This is a genomic window from Pseudomonas sp. FP2335 (assembly GCF_030687535.1).
Taxonomy (GTDB): domain Bacteria; phylum Pseudomonadota; class Gammaproteobacteria; order Pseudomonadales; family Pseudomonadaceae; genus Aquipseudomonas.
In genome coordinates this window covers 1096424-1119907 of record NZ_CP117437.1, presented here as the reverse complement: position 1 = coordinate 1119907, position 23484 = coordinate 1096424, and the positions used below count along the sequence as shown (strand labels likewise).

Here is a 23484-nt window from a genome sequence, read left to right as displayed (position 1 = left end):
AACGAAAGGCTCATGCGCGTCCTGATTATTGAAGATGAAGAAAAAACCGCGGACTACCTGCACCGCGGCCTGACGGAACAAGGCTACACCGTCGACGTGGCTCGCGAAGGCGTCGAGGGTTTGCACCTGGCGCTGGAGAACGACTACGCGATCATCGTGCTGGATGTGATGCTGCCAGGCCTGGACGGTTTCGGCGTGCTGCGGGCCTTGCGCGCGCGCAAACAGACGCCGGTGATCATGCTCACTGCCCGCGAGCGCGTGGAAGACCGCATTCGCGGCCTGCGTGAAGGCGCGGATGATTACCTGGGCAAGCCGTTTTCGTTCCTTGAACTGGTGGCGCGCCTGCAAGCTCTGACCCGCCGCAGCGGCGGGCATGAGCCGGTGCAGGTGACCGTCGCCGACCTGTGGATCGACCTGATCAGCCGCAAGGCCAGTCGCAACGGCCAGCGCCTGGACCTGACTGCCAAGGAGTTCTCGCTGCTCAGTGTGCTGGCGCGTCGCCAGGGCGAGATCCTGTCCAAGACCGCGATTGCAGAGATGGTCTGGGACATCAACTTCGACAGTGACGCCAACGTGGTGGAGGTCGCGATCAAACGCCTGCGCGCCAAGCTCGACGGACCGTTTGAAGAAAAACTGCTGCACACCATTCGTGGCATGGGTTATGTGCTGGAGAGCCGCAGTGTCGGCTAACTCCATCGCCCTGCGCCTGAGCGGCATGTTCACCCTGGTGGCGCTGCTGATCTTCGTGTTGATCGGCGGCGCGCTGTACCAGCAGGTGGACCGCAGCCTGGGCTTGTTGCCGGAAGCCGAGCTGGATGCGCGCTACAGCGTGCTTGAATCGTCGGTGGGTCGCTTTGGCACGCCCGACCATTGGGCAAAAATCACCGCCAAGCTCAAGCTGCTCAGTGAAGAGGACAAACGTATCCACTTCTGGGTAGTGAGCGGCGACCCATCCTACGAATACGGCAACCCCGACCCACAGATCCGTGCCTTTGCCAACGGGCACACCGGCAAGCGCGATTTGCATCTGCCGGGCCACCAGCATCCGTTCAAGGCCCTGGTGAGCCAGTTCCCGGCCAAGGATCAGCGCCCGCCGCTGCGCTTCATGATCGCCATCGACACCGAGAACTTTCACGCGACCCAGCACCATCTGCTGGTGGCGCTGATCAGCCTGGCGTTTGTGGGCGTAGTCCTCGCCGCGCTGCTGGGCTTCTGGGTCTCGCGCATCGGGCTCAAGCCGCTGGGCAAGCTGTCGGATGAGGCGCAGAAACTTGCGCCACCGAAATTGTCCGGGCGCTTGCGGTTGTCGCCGCTGCCGCCGGAGCTGAGCCAGTTCGTCAACTCGTTCAACTCCACCCTCGACCGCGTGGAACACGCCTACTCGCGCCTGGAATCGTTCAACGCCGACGTCGCCCACGAGTTGCGCTCACCGCTGACCAACCTGATCGGCCAGACCCAGGTCGCCCTGACGCGCGGACGTTCGGCGGAACACTACTTCGAAGTGCTGCAATCGAACCTCGAAGAATTGGAACGCCTGCGTTCGATCATCAACGACATGCTCTTCCTCGCCAGCGCCGACCAGGGCAGCAAGGCCACCAAGCTGATCGAAAGCGCCCTGGCCGATGAAGTGGCAACCACTCTCGACTATCTGGATTTCATCCTCGAAGACGCCCAGGTCAGCGTGCGGGTCAGCGGCGATGCCACGGTCCACATCGAAAAAGCCCACCTGCGCCGCGCACTGATCAACCTGCTGAGCAACGCAGTGCAACACACCGCGCCAGGGCAGGTCATCGATGTGAAGATCGAGGTCCAGGCGGATCAAGTGGCAATCGGCGTGACCAACCCCGGCGAGGTGATTGCCAGCGAGCACTTGCCACGCTTGTTCGAGCGCTTCTACCGGGTGGACGCCTCGCGCAGCAACAGTGGCGCCAATCATGGCCTGGGGCTGGCCATCGTCAAGGCGATTGCGCTGATGCACGGCGGCGACGTCTTTGTACGAAGCGACGCCAACGGCAACACCTTCGGCATCACCCTGCCCTTGTAGTGAGCGGGCTTGTCCCGCGCCGGGGGACTAAGCCGCCCTCAATCCAAGCACCGCGGTCGCCCTGAAAAACCGAGGCGTACCATTTTGACCGACTGCGCCACCCGCGCTGAGGACGCAACCCCGCCCACCACACTGTTGCGATTTGGGCAACAGTCATTATCTTGTTACACTCTGTATCGTACCGCTCGCCTGCGTTAATTTGACGCATCGATGAGTGTGACGGCAAAAGCAGTTTGCGCTTACCCGAATTTCCCTCGACTTATTTCCAGGGCTCTACACTGGGAATCTGTTTAAAAGCCGCTGACTTCAGCGGCTTTTTTTTTGCCGTAAAAAAGGCCAGGAACACCCCACGACATGGCCGTTCTCGATTGATCCAAAGGAGCTCCCCCGGTGAAGAACTCGCTGACGTTCACCCCGTTATTCCTCGCGATTACAGCAACGATCGCCCCGCTGACCCACGCGGCAGGCAGCCCCCCCGCCGACGGGTTCGTCGAAGGCTCCCACCTCACCGTCAACACCCGCAATTACTACATGAACCGCGACCGACGCGACATTCACAGCGATGACAGCAAGGAGTGGGGCCAGGGCTTTCTCGGCACTTTCGAATCCGGCTACACCCAGGGCACCGTTGGCTTCGGCCTGGACGCCCACGCCATGCTCGGCCTCAAACTCGATGGTGGTGGCGGCACAGACGGTTCCAGCATCCTTCCGTACGGCAGCGGCAACGGCAAGGCGCCGGGGTCCTTCTCCACGGCGGGCGGCACCTTGAAAATGCGCGCGCTGGACACTGAATTGAAGGCCGGCGACCTGTTCCTCAACAACCCGGTGATCGCCGGCGGCATGACGCGCATGCTGCCGCAGACCTTCCGTGGCGTGACCCTGGCCAACCACAGCCTCGACGGTTGGCTGTTCGAAGGTGGCCAGGCCAGTTTCACCAAGCTCTATAACCAGAGCGGCCACCAGCGCATCGGCACCAGCTACGGCGCCCTGCCGAGCCACACCGATGCACAGCACATGAACTGGGCCGGTGTGTCGTTCAGCGGCATGCCCGGGCTGACCAGCAACCTCTACGCCTCCGAACTGAAGGATGTGTGGAACCAGTACTACTACGACCTGGACTACACCTACGCGCTGAACGACCTGGTCAGCCTCAATCCCGGCCTGCACTACTACCACACCCAGGACACCGGGCAATCGCTGCTAGGCAACATCGACAACAACACCTACAGCCTGCATTTCACCGTGGGCGTGGGCCATCACAGCGTCACCGCCGCGTACCAGCGGGTCAACGGCAACACGCCGTTCGACTACATCGCCCAGGGCGACAGCGTGTACCTGGACAACTCCCAGCAATACTCGGACTTCAATGGCCCGAACGAACGCTCGTGGAAACTCAAGTACGCCTACGACTTCAGCGGCCTCGGCATGCCTGGCCTGACGTCGGCAGTGTCCTACATCAGCGGCAAGACCGACCTGACCAGCGTCGACCCGCAAAGCCGTGGCTACAGCCGCTGGTACAGCGCCGAGGGCAAGGACGCCAAGCACTGGGAACGGGACATCGACCTGAAATACGTGGTGCAGGGCGGCAAGGCCAAAGACTTGGCCGTGCGCCTGCAATGGGCGACCAACCGCGGCAGCAACGGCTATTCGGCGGTGGACAATGACGTGGATGAATACCGCGTGATCGTCGACTATCCGATCAACGTGTTCTGATCCGGGGATCTTTCTTTTTTCCCAGCCATTTAATTTTCGTCGCGTAGAACTAAACTGCCAGCATTCCAACCGCTGAAGTCTGCACGATGAGCCAAGACCGTGGCCGTACCCTGCCTGCACGCCCAGAGCTTTTTCTGATTCTGGGCAGTGGCCTGACTGTTGTCCTGATCATGGTGATTGTCGCGGCGCTGTTGATCCGTGAACACGCCAGCACCCTGCAGGCAGCCCAGCGCGCGACCACCAACATCACGCAACTGATCAATGCCGATGTACTGCGTAACGTCGAGCTATACGACCTGACACTGCAGGGACTGATTGCCGCCACCACGCGCACGGACCTGGCGAAAGTGCCCCCGGACGTCAGACATATGGTGCAGTTTGATCAATCCATCGCGGCCCCCTTCAAAGGCGAAGTGCTGTTGCTGGACACCAACGGTGATGTGACTGCCGACTCCTCGACACTGTGGCCGACGCCGCGCAATTTTGCTGACCGGGACTATTTCCAGGCGCATAAAGACAATGCGCAGGCCGGACTGTTTATCAGCCGCCCGTTCAAAATCCATTGCGCCTGCGATCAAGTATGGCGAATCGCATTCAGTCGCCGAGTCTCAGGCCCCAGCGGCGAGTTCGCCGGTGTCGCAGTGGCCACCATGCGCCTGGCGTATTTCGATCAGTTGTTCAATCGCCTGACCATCGGCAATGGCAGCACCGTCAACCTGCTGAACACCCAGGGCATCCTCCTGGCCCAGCAACCGTTGCTGGAACGCGACATGATCGACAAGGACCTGAGTGATCGCCCCAACTTCAAACGCATGCTGCGCGAAGGCGAAGGTAGCTTCCGGGCGATTTCCGCCATCAGCGGCACCGAACGTTTGTATACCTTCACCACCGTCGGTGAGTTGCCGCTGATCGTGGTAGTGGCGCTGTCCAGCGAGGATGTGTTCGCCCCCTGGGAACGCGCCGCGCTGCTGACTTCCGGTGCCACCGGCGTGCTCTGCATCGGCTTGCTGTGGCTGACCTGGATGCTGCGCCGGGAATTGCGCCGCCGCTATCGCACCGAGCGGGTGCTGTCAGAACTGGCAGCCACCGACGCCCTGACCGGCCTGGCCAATCGCCGCATCCTCGACGAACGTCTGCGCCTTGAATGGGACCGCGCACAGCGCTCCACCGAGCCGTTGACCTTGCTGATGATCGATGTCGACCACTTCAAGGCCTTCAATGATCGCCACGGCCACCACGGCGGCGATGAGGCGTTGCGTAACGTCGCCCAAGTGATCGGCACCAATATCCGCCGCCCTGCCGACCTGGCGGCACGCTATGGTGGCGAAGAGTTTGCAGTGGTATTGCCGCATACCGATGCCAACGGCGCCCAGGTCATCGCCGAGCATATCCGCAGCAGCGTCGAGAACTTGCCACGGGTGGCAGGGGACGAGCGGCCAATCACGGTGAGTATTGGCTTGAGCACGTGGGACAAGCGCAGTCGGCTGTCGCTGGAGGCGCTGTTGTTGAGTGCGGATCAGGCGTTATATGAGGCCAAGCACACGGGGCGCAACCGCACGGTGGTCGCCGCGACCCTCTGACATGTCAATGTGGGTTCTGGCTTGCCTGGCAAAGCGCAGTGTCAGGCGGCAGATGTGTAGCTGACATATCGCGCTCGCGGGTAAGCCCGCTCCTACATTCTTGATCTTCATAAGCCTGAACGGCAGGCATAAAAAAAGGCCACCCGAAGGTAGCCTTTCAAAACTAAAGAAAGAGAGTTGTTACTTACACCGCCGCAACGGGACGCATGTAAGAGATCGGTGCGGTGCTGGCATCTTCGAAGGTCACGACTTCCCAAGCGTCTGTCTGCTCAATCAACTTGCGCAGCAGCTGGTTGTTAAGGGCGTGGCCCGACTTGAAGCCTTTGAACTCGCCTATCAGGCTATTGCCCAGCAGGTAGAGGTCACCGATTGCATCGAGGATCTTGTGCTTCACGAATTCGTCTTCGTAGCGAAGGCCGTCTTCGTTCAGTACACCATCCGCGTCGACCACAATGGCGTTTTCAACGCTGCCGCCGAGTGCGAGGTTGTGCTTGCGCAGGTACTCGATGTCACTCATGAAACCAAAGGTACGGGCGCGGCTGACTTCTTTTACGAACGAAGTGCTGGAGAAATCCACGCTTGCACTTTGGGTGCGGTCACGGAATACCGGGTGATCGAAATCGATCTCAAAGCTCACTTTAAAGCCTTCGAACGGGACGAAGGTGGCGCGCTTGTCGCCGTCTTCTACTGTCACTTCCCGCAGAATGCGAATGAACTTCTTCGCTGCGTCCTGTTCTTCCAGGCCGGCAGATTGGATCAGGAATACGAAAGGTCCAGCGCTGCCATCCATGATCGGGACTTCGGACGCGGAGAGCTCGACGTAGGCGTTATCGATGCCCAGGCCAGCCATGGCCGAGAGCAAGTGCTCCACCGTGTCCACTTTGACGTCACCGTTGACCAATGTGGTCGACATGGTGGTTTCGCCAACGTTTTCCGCGCGAGCAGGAATATGCACGACAGGGTCCAGGTCGGCACGCACAAACACGATGCCGGTGTCGACAGGTGCAGGCTTGAGGGTCAGGTATACCTTCTCCCCGGAGTGCAGACCTACACCTGTGGCACGAATAATATTCTTCAGGGTGCGTTGTTTAATCATGGCTTGGACCGCTTCAGCGCAAATTGCGAACTGGTATCAACAAAGGCTGGCGATAATAGCAGACCAGACCTTTGCTGAACACCAATCACCTTCATAGCCCTGATACATTCCATTAATCGGCCTGACGACGCAGGAATGCCGGGATGTCCAGGTAGTCCAGATCATCTTGCGGATTCGGGCTACGGGACGCCGCAGCACCGGCCTGAGCCTGGTTGCGCATCACGGTCGGACGGTCCAGGTCGCGGTAGTTCACCGACGGCAGTTCCTGGCGCGAAGGCGCTGGAGCGGCAGCCGCCTGGCTTACCTGGCTGGTGTGCAGGGTGTTGTCGATGACCTTTACAGGCTTCTCGATCTTGGCACCCAGGCCGGTAGCAACCACGGTCACGTGCAGTTCGTCGCGCATGTCCGGATCGATAACGGTACCGACCTTGACCATGGCGTGCTCGGAAGCGAAGGCTTCAATGATGCTACCCACGTCGGAGTACTCACCCAGGGACAGGTCAGGACCGGCAGTGATGTTCACCAGGATGCCGCGTGCGCCCTGCAGGTTCACGTCTTCCAGCAACGGATTGCGGATGGCTGCTTCGGTGGCTTCACGTGCACGGTTCGGACCGCTGGCGCAGCCAGTGCCCATCATCGCCATGCCCATTTCGCTCATCACGGTGCGTACGTCGGCAAAGTCGACGTTGATCATGCCTGGGCGCTTGATGATGTCGGAGATACCGCGAACGGCACCGGCCAGTACATCGTCAGCCTTGGCGAAAGCGGACAGCAGGCTCGCGTCCTTGCCCAGGATGGTCAGCAGTTTCTCGTTGGGGATGGTGATCAACGAGTCAACGCTTTCAGACAGCAGACGGATGCCTTCGTCGGCGATCTGCATGCGCTTGCGACCTTCGAACGGGAACGGACGGGTCACGACTGCAACCGTCAGAATCCCCATTTCCTTGGCCACTTCGGCAATGATCGGTGCAGCACCGGTACCGGTACCGCCGCCCATGCCGGTGGTGATGAACACCATGTTGGTGCCTTGCAGCACTTCGGCAATACGCTCGCGGTCTTCCAGGGCGGCTTGACGGCCGACTTCCGGATTGGCGCCAGCGCCGAGGCCCTTGGTCACAGCCGTGCCCAATTGCAGGATGGTCCGCGCGCCGATGCTTTTCAGCGCCTGGGCATCAGTGTTGGCGCAGATGAATTCAACGCCTTCAATGTTGCTCTTGACCATGTGGTTGACAGCGTTGCCGCCGCCACCGCCGACACCGATCACTTTGATGACCGGGCTTGCGGGGATGTTGTCTACGAGTTCGAACATGTTCCCTCTCCTTTCAGTTCTCTAGTTTTTTCGCCTACTGCTTACTGCGGTGTTGCGGTAAATCTTTAAAAATTGCCTTTTACCCAAGCCTGCAAGCGCTCGAACAACGGCGCCTTGGCTTCATCGTCACTGCGATAGCTGTCACGGATGCTCGGGCCCGACAGGGAAATGCCGTCGGTCTGCTTTTGCAGGCCGTACAACAGCAAGCCCACGCCAGTGGAATAAATCGGGTTGCGCACCACGTCGCCCAGGCCCTTCACGCCATGGGGCACGCCCAGGCGCACCGGCATGTGGAAGATTTCCTCGGCCAGTTCGACCGCGCCTTCCATCTTCGAGGTACCGCCGGTCAGCACGATGCCGGCCGGGATCAGATCTTCGTAGCCGCTGCGGCGCAGTTCAGCCTGGATCAGGGTGAACAGCTCGTCGTAGCGTGGCTCGACCACTTCGGCCAGGGCCTGGCGCGACAGTTCGCGCGGTGGACGGTCGCCCACGCTTGGCACCTTGATGGTCTCGCCGGCACCAGCCAGTTTGGCCAGGGCGCAGGCGTAGCGGATCTTGATTTCTTCGGCGTACTGGGTCGGTGTACGCAGCGCCATGGCGATGTCGTTGGTCACCTGATCACCGGCAATCGGGATCACCGCGGTGTGACGGATCGCACCCTCGGTGAAGATCGCGATGTCGGTGGTGCCGCCGCCGATGTCCACCAGGCACACGCCCAGTTCTTTTTCGTCGTCGGTCAGCACGGAGTAGGCCGAAGCCAGTTGCTCCAGAATGATGTCGTCGATTTCCAGGCCACAACGGCGCACGCATTTTTCAATGTTCTGTGCGGCGTTGACGGCGCAGGTCACTACGTGGACCTTGGCTTCCAGGCGCACGCCCGACATGCCCAGGGGCTCACGCACGCCTTCCTGGTTGTCGATCACGTAGTCCTGCGGCAGCGTGTGCAGCACGCGCTGGTCAGCCGGGATCGCCACGGCCTGGGCAGCGTCGAGCACGCGTTCAAGGTCGGCAGAGCTGACTTCACGGTCGCGGATCGCTACGATGCCGTGGGAGTTCAGGCTGCGGATGTGATTTCCAGCCACGCCGACAAACGCCGAGTGGATCCGGCAACCGGCCATCAGCTGCGCTTCTTCGATGGCGCGCTGGATCGATTGCACGGTGGACTCGATGTTCACCACCACGCCCTTCTTCAGGCCCCGGGACGGATGCGTGCCAATACCGACGATCTCGATCACGCCGTCTTCCCCGACCTCGCCCACCAGCGCCACCACCTTGGAGGTGCCGATATCGAGACCGACGATCATTTTGCCGCTTTGCACGTTTGCCATGGGTCCTGCCTCTTCTTAATTCTTCGCGACAGCGGGTTGCGCTGCCGTGGGCGCAGCCGGTTCACGCCAGCCGACGGCAAGGCCGTTGGCGTAACGCAGGTCGACGCTCGCAATGTTCGTAATCTGTTCTTTCAAGGTCTTGTCATAGATGGCAATAAAGCGGCGCATCTTTTCCACCAAGCGGTCGCGTCCCAGCAACAACTGGATGCCCGGGCCGGAACTGCCGGCGCCGGTCGTCAAAAACCAGCTGCCCCGTTCACGCAGTTCCAGGCGTGCAATGGAGAAGCCCAGTGGCCGCAGCATCTGGCTCAAGGCCTGGTACTGCTGCATCACTTGTTGTTGCGCCCGCTGCGGCCCGAACAGCTGCGGCAGGTGCTCATAGTTCGCCAGCTCACGCGGGGTGAACGCCTGGCCCTGGTTGTTCAACAGCGCTTCGTCACCCCAACGGGCCACGGGCAGTTGTTCTTCCAGGCGGATCGTTACCTGGTCCGGCCACACGCGGCGGACTTCGGCGTGGGCGATCCACGGCATCTGCTCCAGCTCCCCACGCATCCCCGCCAGGTCGATGGTGAAGAAGCTCGCCGCCAGGTACGGGCCGATGCGCTGCTGCACCGCTTGCTGGCTGATGTAGCTCAAGTCGCCCTGCACGCTGATCTTGGTGATCGGGCGGTCGGCATACGGCAACAGACGCTGCGCGCCTTCGTAGGTTCCTAAGCCCAGCACCACCAGCAACACCGGCCAGTACAGCGCCTTGAGGAAACCAAAATTGGCTTTCGGCAGGCGCGCCGACATCGGCTCTTTGGCCACCATCCGGCTGGCACCCCGTGGCACCGGCTTGCGGCTCGGTGCTTGTGGGGGCTGATGACGAAGCGATGCGCCTTTCATGTCTTAGCCTCGGGGCTCAACGCTGGCGGCCAGGATCGCCAGCACCAACTGCTGGAAATCCAGGCCCGCTGCGCGAGCGGCCATTGGCACCAGGCTGTGGTCGGTCATGCCGGGTGCGGTGTTGACTTCAAGGAACCAGAAATTCCCTTGGTCATCCTGCATCACGTCTGCCCGCGCCCAACCGGCGATACCCAACGCCTCACAGGCTTTCGCCGTGAGGTCCATCAATTCCTGTTCCTTGGCTGCGTCGAGGCCACACGGGATCCGGTACTGGGTATCGGAGGCCACATACTTGGCGTCGTAGTCGTAAAAAGTGTGGGGCGTGCCCAATGCGATAGGCGGCAATACCTGACCACGCAGGGTGGCGATGGTGTACTCGGGACCCTGGATCCACTGTTCCACCAACACTTGCGAATCGTAGGTACTTGCCGCTTTCCATGCGTCGATCAATTCGGCGGCCGAGTTCACTTTGGCCATGCCGATACTGGAGCCTTCATGGGCAGGTTTGACGATCAAAGGCAGGCCCAGTTCCTTGGCTGCAGAAATACAATCGTCTTCGCTGCACAGAACGCTGTGACGCGGGGTGGGAATCCCCAGGCTGTGCCACACCTGCTTGGTGCGCAACTTGTCCATGGCCAGCGCGGACGCGAGAATGCCACTGCCGGTGTAAGGGATGCCGGCACACTCCAGCAGGCCCTGCATGCTGCCGTCTTCACCGCCACGACCGTGGAGGATGATGAAGGCGCGGTCGATCTTCTCGGCCTGCAAGCGGGCGAAGAAGTCGTCGCCCACGTCGATGCCGAACGCGTTCACGCCAGCGCTTTGCAGGGCTTCGAGCACGGCGTTGCCGGACTTGAGCGACACTTCGCGCTCAGCGCTTTTGCCGCCGAACAATACCGCGACGCGACCGAAGTCGGCCGGGGCGATTGTGGAAAACAGGGCGTCGTAATTCGTGGTCATTTCGACTTCCCCTGTGCAACGGCAAACAGCGGGCTCGCCAGCAGTTTCGGGGCAAGGCCACCAATGTCACCGGCGCCTTGGCAGAGCAAAATGTCGCCAGCACGCAGCAACGGCTTGACGATTGGCGCCAGGTCCACACCACGCTCGATGTAGATCGGGTCCAACTGGCCACGCTGGCGGATGCTGTTGCACAGCTTGCGGCTGTCCGCGCCCGGGATCGGTTCTTCACCGGCCGGGTACACCTCCATCAGCAACAGTACGTTGGCATCGGCCAATACATTGACGAAATCGTCGTAGAGGTCGCGGGTACGGCTGTAACGGTGCGGCTGGTACACCATCACCAGGCGGCGCTCGGGCCAGCCACCGCGTACGGCCTTGATCACGGCTGCGACTTCGGTCGGGTGGTGGCCGTAGTCGTCCACCAGCATTACGTCGCCACCCTCTACCGGCAGTTGGCCGTAGACCTGGAAGCGACGGCCCACGCCGGCAAAACCCGACAGGCCGGCGACGATGGCGTCATCGCTGACGCCCTCGTCACTGGCGATGCAGATGGTCGCCAAGGAGTTCAATACGTTGTGGTTGCCGGGCATGTTCACCGACACGTCCAACGGCTCGCGATCCGGACGCAACACGGTGAAGAAGGTTTGCATGCCTTCCTGGCGCACATTGATCGCACGCACGTCGGCGTCTTCGCTGAAGCCGTAGGTCACGGTCGGACGCTTGACCTGCGGCAGGATCTCACGCACCACCGGATCATCCAGGCACACCACCGCCAAACCGTAGAACGGCAGGTTGTGCAGGAACTCGACGAAGGTTTTCTTCAACTTGTTGAAGTCACCGTCGTAGGTCGCCATGTGGTCGGCGTCGATATTGGTGACCACGGCCACCAGCGGTTGCAGGTGCAAGAAGCTTGCATCGCTTTCATCAGCTTCGGCGATCAGGTAACGGCTGGTGCCCAGTTGTGCATTGGTACCGGCTGCATTCAGGCGGCCACCGATCACGAAGGTCGGGTCCAGGCCACCGGCGGCGAACACCGAGGCGATCAGGCTGGTGGTGGTGGTTTTGCCATGGGTACCGGCGACGGCAATGCCGTGGCGGTAGCGCATCAGCTCGGCCAGCATCTCGGCACGTGGCACCACAGGAATACGGCGCTCAAGGGCAGTGGCCACTTCCGGGTTGGAGGTGTTCACGGCGCTGGATACCACCAGCACATCGGCGTCGGCGGCGTTCTCGGCACGGTGGCCGATAAAGATCTGCGCGCCGAAGCTTTTCAGGCGCTCGGTGACCGGCGACTCTTTCAAGTCCGAGCCGGACACCTGGTAGCCCAGGTTCAGCAACACTTCGGCAATGCCGCACATGCCCACGCCGCCGATACCGACGAAGTGGATGCGACGGATGCGGCGCATCTCGGGTTGTGGCATGGCTTTCTGATTCTCAACCATGGGCCACCTCCAGGCAGATATCGACCACGGTGCGGGTTGCGTCAGGTTTGGCCAGGCGGCTTGCGGTGCTGGCCATGCTGTTGAGTCGTTCCGGTTGCATCAAAACCTCGGTCAGGCGTGAGGCCAAATCGGCGGCGCCAGTCGTTCTTTGCGGCAGCAGGAAGGCAGCGCCCTCCCCGGCCAAATATTCGGCGTTGCGGGTCTGGTGATCGTCGATCGCATGGGGCAAAGGCACCAGCAAGGACGGCAGACCGGCGGCGGCCAGTTCACTGACGGTCAGCGCACCGGAGCGGCAGACCACCAGGTCGGCCCAGCCATAGGCTTGGGCCATGTCTTTGATGAAAGGCTGTACGTTCGCCTCTACACCGGCTTCGCGATAACGCGCAGCAGTGACTTCACCATGGTTCTTGCCAGCCTGATGAAAGACCTCTGGACGCAATTCCAAAGGGAGTTGCGCCAGTGCTTCCGGCAGCAGTTTGTTCAAAGGCTCGGAGCCCAGGCTTCCGCCCATGATCAGCAGGCGCGCCTTGCGCCCCACCAACGCGTCACGGGCGATGTCCATAAACAGCTCGGTGCGTACCGGGTTACCGGTAGTGCGCAGCTTGTCCGATGCACCGAAGGTTTTCGGGAAGGCCTCGCACACCCGCGTAGCCAACGGCACCAACAGGCGGTTGGCCGTACCGGCGACGGCGTTCTGCTCGTGCACGATCACCGGCACACCGGCGAGTTTGGCGGCAACGCCTCCTGGGCCGGTCACGTAACCCCCGAAGCCGAGTACGCACACCGGCTGCACTTCGCGGATCACCTTGCGCGCCTGCCACACCGCCTTGAGCAACACGAACGGCGCCTTGAGCAGGGACAACTTGCTCTTGCCACGCAGGCCGGTGACGTTAATCAGGTGCAGCGGCAAGCCGGCATTCGGCACCAATTCGTTTTCGATACCGCGCGGTGTACCCAGCCAGTGCACGGTGTAGCCACGGTTCTGGAATTCCCGCGCACAGGCCAGGGCCGGGAACACATGGCCCCCGGTGCCGCCCGCCATGATCAGCACGTTAGCGCCCATGGGTCGGCTCCTCGGCAAAGTCGCTTTCGCTGAATTCCATCTCTTCGCTGCCCAAGTGGGTTCGACTCTCCCACTCGATGCGCAGCAACAAGCCCAGGCAAGCGCAGCAAATCACCAACGAACTGCCGCCGTAGCTGAGGAACGGCAAGGTCAGGCCCTTGGTCGGCAGCAGGCCGACGTTCACGCCAATATTGATCAGGAACTGGCCGATCCACAGGAACGACAAGCCGTACGCCACATACGCGGCGAAATACTGTTTGGCCTTCTCGGCCCACAAACCGATGTACATGCCGCGCACACACACGAACACGAACAGTGCGACGGTGCACAGCGAGCCCACTACGCCGAGTTCTTCGGCGAGTACCGAGAACACGAAGTCGGTGTGGGCTTCCGGCAGGTAGAATTGCTTCTGCACGCTGTTGCCCAGGCCCACGCCCAGCCACTCGCCGCGACCAAAGGCGATCAGCGCCTGGGTCAACTGGTAGCCGGAACCGAACTGGTCGGACCACGGGTCGGTAAAGGTAATCAGACGGGCCATCCGGTAGGGTTGCGCCTGCACCAGGACGGTCACGGCCGCGACGGCCAGTACCACCATCAAGGTGAAGCGGAACAGGCCAACACCGCCAAGGAACAGCATTGCCGCCGCTGCCCCCATCATCACGACGGTGGCACCGAAGTCGGGCTCCATCAGCAACAGGCCGGCCATGGGCAGCAGCACGATGAACGGCTTGAAGAAGCCCATCCAGCTTTCGCGCACTTCTTTCTGGCGACGCACCAGGTAGCCGGCCAGGTAGATCACCACGAACACCTTGGCGATTTCCGACGGCTGCACGTTGAACGCACCGAAGCCGATCCAGCGCATCGAACCGTTCACCTCGCGGCCGATGCCGGGCAGGATCACCATGATCAGCAAGCCAAACGCGCCGATCAGCATCAGCCAACCCAGGCGCTGCCAGGTGGCGATGGGAATCATCATGGTGACGATGCAGGCGCCGAGGCCGAGCAGCAGGTACACCAGGTGACGGATCATCATGTACAGGGTGTTACCCGACTGCACGGCGGCCACTTCGGACGATGCCGAGGTAATCATCACCAGGCCCAGGCCCAGCAGTGCGAGGCAACCGGCGAGCATCGGGAAATCAAGGTCGATACCGCGCCCGGTGATGATCGGCGACGGGTACGGCTTGATGATGTTTCTCAGACCGAGGCTCATACCAAAGCCTCCACGGCGCGGGCGAACAACTGGCCGCGCTCTTCATAGTTCTTGAACATGTCGAAGCTGGCACACGCCGGCGACAGCAGCACCGCATCGCCCGGTTGGGCCAGGGCCTTGCACTGGGCAATGGCGTCATCCAGGGACGTGGCGCGCACTTGCGGCACCGCGTCGCCGAGGGCGGCAGCGATCAGGTCGGAATCGCGGCCCATCAGCACTACGGCGCGGCAATGTGCAGCGGCCGGGCCCTTGAGGTCCTTGAAGTCGGCGCCCTTGCCGTCGCCACCGGCAATCAGCACCAGCTTGCCGTCGATATCGGCACCCAGGCCTTCGATGGCAGCCAGGGCCGCACCGACATTGGTGGCTTTGGAGTCGTTGTAATAGTTGACGCCATTGAGCTCGCGTACCCATTGGCAGCGATGCTCAAGGCCGCCGAAGCTGCGCAGGGCCGACAACATGGCGTCGAACGGAAGGCCCACCGCATGCCCCAGCGCCAACGCCGCAAGGGCATTGGATTGGTTATGGGCGCCACGGATTTTCAGCTCGCGCACCGGCATCAGGTTCTGGAATTCGAAGGCCAGGTATTTCTCGCCGTTCTCTTCACGGATGCCGAAGGCCTTGAAGTCGGGTTTGCCCAGGCCGAATGTCCAGCAAGGCATGCCCTCGCCCATCAGCGGACGGCTCAGGGCGTCCTGGCGGTTGACCACAAATTGCTTGGCGCCACGGAAGATCCGGTGCTTGGCCAGGTGATACGCCGGCAGGCCGCTGTAGCGGTCCATATGGTCTTCACTCACGTTCAACACGGTCGCCACTTCGGCGCCGAGGTCGTGGGTGGTTTCCAGCTGGAAGCTCGACAGCTCCATCACGTACAGCTCGACGTCGTCACTGAGCAGGTCCAGCGCCGGCACACCGAGGTTGCCGCCCACCGCCACGCGCTTGCCGGCCGCAGCCGCCATCTCGCCGACCAGGGTGGTCACGGTGCTTTTCGCATTGGAACCGCTGATGGCCACGATCGGTGCCTTTGCGTTACGCGCGAACAGGTCGATGTCACCGGACAGCTTCACGCCGCGGGCCGCAGCGGCTTGCAGGGCGGGTGTCGCCAGGGCCAGGCCGGGGCTCACGTAGAGCTCGTCGGCACGGCACAGAAACTCGACATCCAGCTCGCCACAACGCACTTCCACGTGCGGGTAGTCACGGCGCAGCGTGACCAGCTCCGGTGGATTTTCCCGCGTATCGGCCACGGCAAACGACGTGCCCCGGTTCGCCAGGAAGCGAACCAGGGACATGCCGCTCTTGCCGAGGCCGACAACGATGCGGAAGTGGTCTGAAGCGATCAGGGACACTCGTTTCTACCTCAGTTTCAGGGTGGCAAGGCCGACCAACACGAGAATCACGGTGATGATCCAGAAACGGACGATCACGCGCGGCTCGGGCCAGCCCTTGAGTTCAAAGTGGTGGTGGATCGGCGCCATGCGGAACACGCGGCGCCCGGTCAATTTGAAGGACGCCACCTGGATGACCACCGACAGGGTTTCCATCACGAACACACCGCCCATGATGAACAGGACGATTTCCTGGCGCACGATCACCGCGATGGTGCCCAGGGCCGCGCCCAACGCCAGTGCGCCGACGTCGCCCATGAAGACCTGTGCGGGGTAGGTGTTGAACCACAGGAAGCCCAGGCCGGCACCGATCAGCGCGCCGCAGAACACGATCAGCTCGCCCGCGCCCGGTACATAGGGGATCAACAGGTATTCAGCGAATTTCACGTTACCCGACAGGTAGCAGAAGATGCCAAGCGCGCCGCCCACCATCACCGTCGGCATGATCGCCAGGCCGTCGAGGCCATCGGTGAGGTTCACCGCGTTGCTGGAACCGACGATCACGAAATAGGTCAGCACCACGAAGCCAACGCCCAGTGGAATGCTGGCGTCCTTGAGCATCGGGATGATCAGGGTGGTTTCCACCGCACTTGGCGCGGTCATGAACAGGAAGATCGCTGCGCCCAGGCCGAACACCGACTGCCAGAAATACTTCCAGCGGCTTGGCAGCCCCTTGGAGTTTTTCTCGATCACTTTGCGGTAGTCATCGACCCAGCCAATGGCGCCGAACAACAGGGTCACCAGCAACACCGTCCACACGTAGCGGTTGTGCAGGTCAGCCCAGAGCAAGGTGCTGATGCCGATGGACGACAGGATCAGCGCACCGCCCATGGTCGGGGTGCCGGACTTGGACAGGTGCGACTGCGGGCCGTCATTACGAACCGATTGACCAATTTGCAGGTTCTGCAGGGTGCGGATCATCCACGGCCCCAGGAACAGCGACAGAGACAGCGCGGTCAGCACACCCAGAATCCCGCGCAGGGTCAGGTACTGGAAGACCGCGAAGCCTTTGTGGAACTGTTGCAGATACTCAGCCAGCAGCAGCAGCATTAATGTTTCTCCGTACTTGAGCCACACAAGGCCGCGACGACGTTTTCCATCACCGCGCTGCGCGATCCCTTGATCAAAATAGTGGTTTGTTTGTCTTGTTCAGCCGTAGCCAGCGCCTGGATCAGCTCGGCCTGGGTCGCGAAGTGCCGCGCACCGGGGCCAAAGGCGGCCACGGCGTGGGCCATGTTCGTCCCCACGGCGTACAGCGCATCGACTTTGCCAGCGGCATAGGCACCGACTTCGCGGTGGCCTTGTTCAGCCCAATCGCCCAGCTCGCCAATGTCGCCGAGCACCAGGACCTTGCGCCCGGCAAAGCCCTTCAGCAGGTCGACAGCGGCGTTGATGGAGGACGGGTTGGCGTTGTAGGTGTCATCGATCACGCGCATGCCGTTGGTGGCCAACTGCGCCACGGTGCGGCCCTTGACCGGCTGCACCGCGCCCAGGCCGGTGACGATCCCGAACAGCGACACACCCAGGGCGTGGGCGGCAGCAGCGGCGGCCAAGGCGTTGGCGACGTTGTGGTTGCCCAGCAGATTCAACTGCACCTGCTCGCTGCCTTGTGGCGTGTGCAAGGTGAAGGACGGGCAGCCACGGGCGTCGACGCTGATGTTGGAAGCATGGAAGTCAGCCGCTGCGTTGAGCACGGCAAACGTCAGGACCTTGCGACCGGCGGCGCGTACACGCCAGGTCTCGAAGGCCTTGTCGTCCAGATTCAATACCGCAGTGCCCGCGGCATCGAGGCCTTCAAGGATTTCGCCCTTGGCTTCGACGATTTTTTCCGGGCCGCCGAACTCACCGACGTGAGCGGTGCCGGCGTTGTTGATGATCGCCACGTGGGGCTTGGTCAGCGCCACGGTGTAGGCGATTTCACCGATGCGCGACGCGCCCAGCTCAATCACTGCCGCCGTGTGTTCCGGGGCCAGTTCGAGCAGGGTCAGCGGAGCGCCGAAATCATTGTTCAGGTTGCCACGGGTGGCGAGCACCGGCCCGCGTGTGCGCAGGACACCGGCGAGCAGTTCCTTGACCGTGGTCTTGCCGCTGGAGCCGGTGATGGCCGCAACGGGTTTGTTGAAGGCGGCACGGTTCAGCGCGCCCAACTGGCCGAGGGCCAGACGGGTATCGGCGACCAGCAATTGCGGCAAGGTGGAATCCGCCACTTCGCGCTGCACCAAGGCCCCCACCGCGCCTTTGGCGGCGACGTCATTCAGGTAGTCGTGACCATCGAAACGCGGGCCGGCCAAGGCGACAAACAGCTGTCCCGGCTTGATGTTACGACTGTCGATGCTGACACCGTTGAAGCTGCAATCGCCCGACAGCATACGGGCCGACAGGGCCTGGGTCAGTTCGCTGAATTTCATCGCTTCAAGCATGGGCAACCTCCCAGGCGGTCAAGGCGTGATCGGCCTCGACCAGATCGGAGAAGGCATGGCGTTCGCCGTTGATTTCCTGGTAGTCCTCGTGACCTTTACCGGCCAGCACCACCACGTCGTCAGCGCTGGCGCCGGCGATCAATTGGGCGATGGCGGCGCCGCGGCCGGCAACGAAGGTGACCTTGGACGCGTCTTTGAAACCGACGCGGATGTCATCGAAAATCTGGCTCGGATCTTCGCTGCGTGGGTTGTCGTCAGTGACAAGCACGCCATCGGCCAGACGTTCGACGATCTCGGCCATCAATGGACGTTTGCCGCGATCACGATCGCCACCGCAGCCGAACAGGCACAGCAACTTGCCCTTGGCGTGAGGACGCAGGGCTACCAGGACTTTTTCCAGGGCATCCGGAGTGTGGGCGTAATCAACCACCACCAGCGGCTGCGAACCGCCACCCAAACGCTGCATGCGACCGGCCGGGCCTTCCAGCTTGGGCAGCACCCGTAGGATTTCATCCAGGGCGTAGTCCAGGCCGAGCAAAGCACCGACGGCGGCGAGGACGTTGCTCAGGTTGAAACGACCGAGCAAGGTGCTGCGCAAATGATGCTCGCCCTGGGGCGTGACCAAAGTGGCGCGCACGCCTTCGTCATTGAATTGGGCTTCACGGCAATACAGGTACGCGCTGGAATCTTCCAGGCTGTAGCTGATCAGCCGAGACTCGCGGTCCTCTGCTGCCAGTTGGCGACCGAACGCGTCGTCCAGGTTCACCACCCGGCACTTCAATTCATTCCAGGCAAACAGCTTGGCCTTGGCGGCGGCGTACGCCTCCATGGTGCCGTGGTAATCGAGGTGATCACGGGACAGGTTGGTCATCACCGCCACGTCAAATGCCAGCGCGGTCACGCGGCCCTGGTCCAGGCCGTGGGACGAGACCTCCATGGCAACGGCCTTGGCGCCGGCCTTTTTCAAGTCGGCCAGGGTCGCTTGTACGGCAATCGGGTTCGGCGTGGTATGCAGGCCGCTTTGCAGCGCACCATAAAAACCGGTGCCGAGGGTGCCGACGATGCCACAGTGCTGGCCGAGCAGGTCAAGCGCCTGGGCCACAAGCTGGGTCACGCTGGTCTTGCCGTTGGTGCCGGTGACGCCCACCAGGTTGAGGTGACGGCTCGGCTCGCCATAGAAGCGCCCGGCGATGTCCGACAGCTGTTTGGCCAGGCCCTTGACCGGAATCAACGGCACGTCGGTGATCGGCAGCACAGTGGCGCCTTCCACTTCATAGGCCACGGCCGCCGCACCGCGCTGCAAGGCATCGGCGATGTGCTCGCGACCATCGAACTTGCCGCCCGGCACCGCCAGGAACAGGTCCCCGGCGCGCACATTGCGGCTGTCCAGGCTCAACTCGCGGATCAGCAGATCACGACCGGCGTGGGCAAAAATCTTGTTCAGGCTAAGAGACATCAGCCGCGCCCTCCATTGGCTTTTACAGCAGCGGCCGGTGGTCCGGCGTTCGCTTGTTGGGTCGGCGGCAGGTTGTCCGGGGTGATGTTCATCAGGCGCAGGGTGCCGGACATCACTTTGCTGAACACCGGCGCCGATACCAGGCCACCGAAGTAGCCGGCTTTACTCGGTTCGTCGATCACTACGACGATGGCGTAGCGTGGATCGCTCATCGGGCCGAAGCCGGCGAACAGCGAACGGTAGGAGTTCTCGGCGTAGCCCTTGGTGCCCACCGAGGTTTTACGCGCAGTACCGGACTTGCCGCCCACGTGGTACGCCGGCACCTGGGCACGGAATACGCCGCGCGGTGCTTCGATCACTTGTTGCAGCATGCCCTGCATGGTCTTGGCGACGTTTTCCGGGATAACCTGGGTGGCTTTCGGCGCTTCGTCGACGTGGATCAGGCTCAGTGGAACCATGCGACCATTGTTGGCCAATACCGAGAAGGCGTGGGCCAGCTGGATCGCGGTCACCGACAGGCCGTAGCCGTAGGAGAGCGTTGCTGTCTCGGCTTTCTTCCAGTCGCGATAGTTCGGCAGGTTGCCTACGCGCTCGCCCGGGAAGTCGAGGCCGGTGGGTTGACCCAGGCCGATCTTCTGCGCCAGGTGGTAGATGGTTTCGCCGCCAATATCGAAGGCGACCTTACTCATGCCCACGTTACTGGAGTTGATCAGGATACCTGTCAGATCCAGCACCGGGCCTTCGGTACGGGACACGTCACGGATGGTGTATTTGCCCAACTGCAAGGTGCCCGGATAGACCTCGACCTTGTCGCTGGGCTTCCAGCGTCCGGTTTCGAGGGCGGCACTCATGGAGATGGCTTTCATGGTCGAACCCGGCTCGAACACGTCGATCATGGCGCGGTTGCGCATCATCGCCGGTTGCAGGTTGCGACGGTTGTTCGGGTTGTAGGTCGGCTGGTTGACCATGGCGAGGATCTCGCCGGTCTTCACGTCCATGATCACCAGGCTGCCGGCCTTGGCGCCGTTCTCGATGATCGCGTTACGCAGCTCGCGGTTGGCCAGATACTGCAGACGCAGGTCAATCGACAACGCCAAGGGCTTACCGGCCTTGGCGTTTTTGGTGACCTGGACATCCTTGATCAGTCGGCCGCGCCGATCCTTGATGACTTGTCGTTTGCCGGGAACCCCGGCCAGCCATTCATCGTAGGCCAACTCCACGCCTTCGCGGCCGTGGTCATCGATGTCGGTAAAGCCAACCATGTGGGCGGTGGTTTCACCGGCCGGGTAAAAACGCCGGAACTCCTCGATGCCGTAGACACCGGGAACCTTTAGGTCGAGCACTTGCTGGCCTTGTTCGGGGGTCAGGCCGCGAACAAGGTAGATGAACTCTTTGTTGGCCTGGGCTTCGAGGCGCTCGGAGAGGGCCTTCGGGTCCTGGCCCAAGGCGGCGGCAAGCTGCGGCCACTTTTCCTTGGCGGTTTGCAGTTCCTTGGCGTTGGCCCACAGGGTGGTCACCGGCGTACTGACGGCCAGGGGCTCGCCGTTACGGTCAGTGATCAGGCCGCGGTGCGCAGGGATCGGGATATGCCGCAGGCTGCGGGCATCGCCCTGGCCGATCAGGAAGTCACGATCGATCACTTGCAGGTCGATGATCCGCCAGGCGATCGCGCCCACCATCAATGCCAGCAAGCCGAGCATCAGGCGGAAGCGCCAGGGGTAGAGTGCGCCTTCGAGCTTCATCATGGCGCCACCATGCGGACTTCGGCCGCGCCGGGGATGTGCATTTTCAGCTGTTCAGTGGCCAGCACTTCGATACGGCTGTGGGCCGTCCAGGTGCTTTGCTCCAGGATCAGTCGCCCCCACTCGGCCTGCGCCTTGTCACGCACACTCAACTCCCCGTACAGGGTGTTGAGCAATTGACGGTTGAAGTGGGCACTGTAGGACACCGCAATCGCGGACACCAGCACGCCGACGTACAACAGCATCATGAAGAAGCTGCCGCCCGGGAGGGGCTTGGCGAAAAGCTTGCTCAACGCAGCTTCTCCGCGACACGCATGACGGCGCTGCGCGAACGTGGGTTGGCCTTCAGTTCGGCTTCGGAAGCGAATTGCGCTTTGCCATGGATCTTGATTTTCGGCACGAAGGCTTCGAAACGTACCGGCAGGTTGCGCGGCAGGTTGTCGGACTCACCCTTGACCAGACGGCGCATGAACAATTTGACGATGCGGTCTTCCAGGGAGTGGAAGCTGATCACCACCAGGCGACCGCCCACTTCCAAGGCATCCAGCGCGGCTTCGAGGCCCGCTTCCAGATCGCCCAATTCGTTGTTGACGTGAATGCGCAGGCCCTGGAACGCACGGGTGGCCGGGTTCTTGCCCTTCTCCCACGCCGGGTTGGCGACTTTCAGCACTTCAGCCAGGTCGGCGGTGCGCTCGAACGGCTGGATTTCGCGGCGCTCGACCACGGCACGGGCCATGCGGCCGGCGAAGCGCTCTTCGCCGTATTCCTTGAATACACGGGTGATTTCTTCGTGGGAAGCGGTGGCGATGAACTCGGCCGCACTGATGCCCCGGGTAGGGTCCATGCGCATGTCGAGCGGGCCGTCGTTCATGAAGCTGAAGCCGCGCTCGGGATCATCGAGCTGTGGCGAGGACACGCCCAGGTCGAGCAAAACCCCGGCCACTTTGCCCGCCATGCCGCGCTCGGCGACTTCGGCACCCAGCTCGGCAAAGCTGCGCTGCACAACGACAAAGCGGCCGTCTTCGGCCGCTAGCGCTTGCCCGGTGGCAATCGCTTGGGGGTCCTTGTCGAATCCGAGGAGCTTTCCGTCGGACCCAAGCTGGCTGAGTATCAAGCGGCTATGCCCGCCCCTGCCGAACGTGCCATCCAGATAGCAACCATCCGCGCGCACAGCGAGAGCCTCAACGGCTTCGTCGAGCAATACGGTGATGTGGTTAAAGCCGCTATCAATAGTCACAAGATCAAATCACGCAGTTCATCAGGCATGGCGCCCGGTTGTTGAATAGCAGCCAGGTCAGCTGCAGAAACAGCATCCCAGGCATCTTCGTCCCACAATTGGAACTTGTTCAGTTGGCCGACCAGCATTGCGCGCTTATCCAGCTTGGCGTACTCGCGCAAACGCGGCGGTACCAGGAAGCGACCACTGCCGTCGAGCTCGAGGTCGACGGCATTACCAATCAGCAAACGCTGCAGGCGACGGTTTTCTTCACGCAATGAAGGAAGGGCGCGCAATTTGGTTTCAATCAACTCCCACTCATCGAGGGGGTAAACACATAAACAAGGGTCAACGGCATCGATCGTGATGATCAACTGTCCGGAACTTCGCGAAATGAGCTCGTCACGATACCGGCTCGGCATGGCGAGACGGCCTTTTGCATCGAGACTGATAGCGTTAGCTCCGCGAAACACAGATGCGTTTCTCCAAATTTTAGCGTTTTACGTTCAAAAAACCCACTTTGTGCCACTTTCCGCCACTTGCGCACACTATAGGAATGCGCCCACCACACCGTCAAGGCGCGGATTCAAGGAAAAGCCTTACAGAACGGAGATTTAGGAGCGTAAAAGGAAGAG

20 protein-coding genes are annotated in these 23484 nt (G+C 61.8%); 4 read left to right on the top strand and 16 right to left on the bottom strand.

What is annotated here, in order from left to right; translation table 11 throughout:
• Positions 1-12: 12 nt before the first annotated feature.
• The 4 genes from PSH81_RS04850 (at position 13) to PSH81_RS04835 (ending at position 5337) form a co-directional block, all read left to right on the top strand.
• The gene (locus tag PSH81_RS04850) at positions 13-690 is read left to right on the top strand and encodes a heavy metal response regulator transcription factor (RefSeq protein WP_192297604.1); all 678 of its coding nucleotides are present in this window, start codon (positions 13-15) and stop codon (positions 688-690) included.
• Positions 680-2044: a heavy metal sensor histidine kinase gene (locus PSH81_RS04845; protein ID WP_226457724.1), complete on the top strand. Its 1365-nt coding sequence runs from the start codon at positions 680-682 to the stop codon at positions 2042-2044. The genes PSH81_RS04850 and PSH81_RS04845 overlap by 11 nt, the downstream gene beginning before the upstream one ends.
• Before the next feature lie 390 nt (positions 2045-2434).
• Entirely contained in the window at positions 2435-3757 is a 1323-nt protein-coding gene (locus PSH81_RS04840; RefSeq protein ID WP_305392087.1) for an OprD family porin, read from the top strand.
• Positions 3758-3843: 86 nt separating this feature from the next.
• Entirely contained in the window at positions 3844-5337 is a 1494-nt protein-coding gene (locus PSH81_RS04835) for a sensor domain-containing diguanylate cyclase (RefSeq protein ID WP_305392086.1), read from the top strand.
• Positions 5338-5521: 184 nt separating this feature from the next.
• On the opposite strand, the gene lpxC is transcribed toward PSH81_RS04835, so the two are convergent.
• From lpxC to mraZ, 16 genes are all read right to left on the bottom strand, one after another.
• Positions 5522-6433 (bottom strand): UDP-3-O-acyl-N-acetylglucosamine deacetylase, encoded by a 912-nt coding sequence (gene lpxC / locus PSH81_RS04830; RefSeq protein ID WP_016974965.1) that lies wholly within the window; start codon positions 6431-6433, stop codon positions 5522-5524.
• A gap of 112 nt (positions 6434-6545) precedes the next feature.
• On the bottom strand, positions 6546-7742 hold the full coding sequence (gene ftsZ, locus PSH81_RS04825) for a cell division protein FtsZ (protein ID WP_017738690.1): 1197 nt from the start codon (positions 7740-7742) through the stop codon (positions 6546-6548).
• Between the two features lie 65 nt (positions 7743-7807).
• On the bottom strand, positions 7808-9070 hold the full coding sequence (gene ftsA / locus PSH81_RS04820; protein WP_110623104.1) for a cell division protein FtsA: 1263 nt from the start codon (positions 9068-9070) through the stop codon (positions 7808-7810).
• 15 nt (positions 9071-9085) lie between these two features.
• Positions 9086-9955, bottom strand: a complete 870-nt coding sequence (locus tag PSH81_RS04815; RefSeq protein WP_305392085.1) for a cell division protein FtsQ/DivIB — start codon at positions 9953-9955, stop codon at positions 9086-9088.
• A 3-nt stretch (positions 9956-9958) separates the two neighbouring features.
• Positions 9959-10915, bottom strand: coding sequence for a D-alanine--D-alanine ligase (locus PSH81_RS04810; RefSeq protein WP_192297614.1), 957 nt, complete (start codon positions 10913-10915; stop codon positions 9959-9961).
• A complete protein-coding gene (murC, locus tag PSH81_RS04805; protein ID WP_305392084.1) occupies positions 10912-12357 on the bottom strand; it encodes a UDP-N-acetylmuramate--L-alanine ligase in 1446 nt (481 codons plus the stop codon). The genes PSH81_RS04810 and murC overlap by 4 nt, the downstream gene beginning before the upstream one ends.
• Positions 12350-13420: an undecaprenyldiphospho-muramoylpentapeptide beta-N-acetylglucosaminyltransferase gene (gene murG, locus PSH81_RS04800; RefSeq protein WP_305392083.1), complete on the bottom strand. Its 1071-nt coding sequence runs from the start codon at positions 13418-13420 to the stop codon at positions 12350-12352. The genes murC and murG overlap by 8 nt, the downstream gene beginning before the upstream one ends.
• Positions 13410-14633, bottom strand: a complete 1224-nt coding sequence (ftsW, locus tag PSH81_RS04795; protein ID WP_370694885.1) for a putative lipid II flippase FtsW — start codon at positions 14631-14633, stop codon at positions 13410-13412. The genes murG and ftsW overlap by 11 nt, the downstream gene beginning before the upstream one ends.
• On the bottom strand, positions 14630-15976 hold the full coding sequence (gene murD / locus PSH81_RS04790) for a UDP-N-acetylmuramoyl-L-alanine--D-glutamate ligase (protein WP_226457719.1): 1347 nt from the start codon (positions 15974-15976) through the stop codon (positions 14630-14632). The genes ftsW and murD overlap by 4 nt, the downstream gene beginning before the upstream one ends.
• 6 nt (positions 15977-15982) lie before the next feature.
• Entirely contained in the window at positions 15983-17065 is a 1083-nt protein-coding gene (gene mraY, locus PSH81_RS04785; protein ID WP_017738698.1) for a phospho-N-acetylmuramoyl-pentapeptide-transferase, read from the bottom strand.
• Entirely contained in the window at positions 17065-18435 is a 1371-nt protein-coding gene (gene murF / locus PSH81_RS04780) for a UDP-N-acetylmuramoyl-tripeptide--D-alanyl-D-alanine ligase (RefSeq protein WP_226457718.1), read from the bottom strand. Before murF ends, mraY begins: the two co-directional genes overlap by 1 nt.
• A complete protein-coding gene (locus tag PSH81_RS04775; RefSeq protein WP_192297624.1) occupies positions 18428-19891 on the bottom strand; it encodes a UDP-N-acetylmuramoyl-L-alanyl-D-glutamate--2,6-diaminopimelate ligase in 1464 nt (487 codons plus the stop codon). The genes murF and PSH81_RS04775 overlap by 8 nt, the downstream gene beginning before the upstream one ends.
• Positions 19891-21633 carry a penicillin-binding protein 2 gene (locus tag PSH81_RS04770; protein ID WP_192297833.1) on the bottom strand — a complete coding sequence of 581 codons (1743 nt, stop codon included), beginning with the start codon at positions 21631-21633 and terminating at the stop codon, positions 19891-19893. Before PSH81_RS04770 ends, PSH81_RS04775 begins: the two co-directional genes overlap by 1 nt.
• Positions 21633-21926 (bottom strand): cell division protein FtsL, encoded by a 294-nt coding sequence (gene ftsL / locus PSH81_RS04765; RefSeq protein ID WP_105520838.1) that lies wholly within the window; start codon positions 21924-21926, stop codon positions 21633-21635. The genes PSH81_RS04770 and ftsL overlap by 1 nt, the downstream gene beginning before the upstream one ends.
• Complete coding sequence (gene rsmH / locus PSH81_RS04760) at positions 21923-22870, bottom strand: 16S rRNA (cytosine(1402)-N(4))-methyltransferase RsmH (protein ID WP_370694884.1); 948 nt, start codon at positions 22868-22870, stop codon at positions 21923-21925. Before rsmH ends, ftsL begins: the two co-directional genes overlap by 4 nt.
• Positions 22867-23322 (bottom strand): division/cell wall cluster transcriptional repressor MraZ, encoded by a 456-nt coding sequence (gene mraZ / locus PSH81_RS04755; protein ID WP_003171868.1) that lies wholly within the window; start codon positions 23320-23322, stop codon positions 22867-22869. The genes rsmH and mraZ overlap by 4 nt, the downstream gene beginning before the upstream one ends.
• Between the last annotated feature and the right edge of the window lie 162 nt (positions 23323-23484).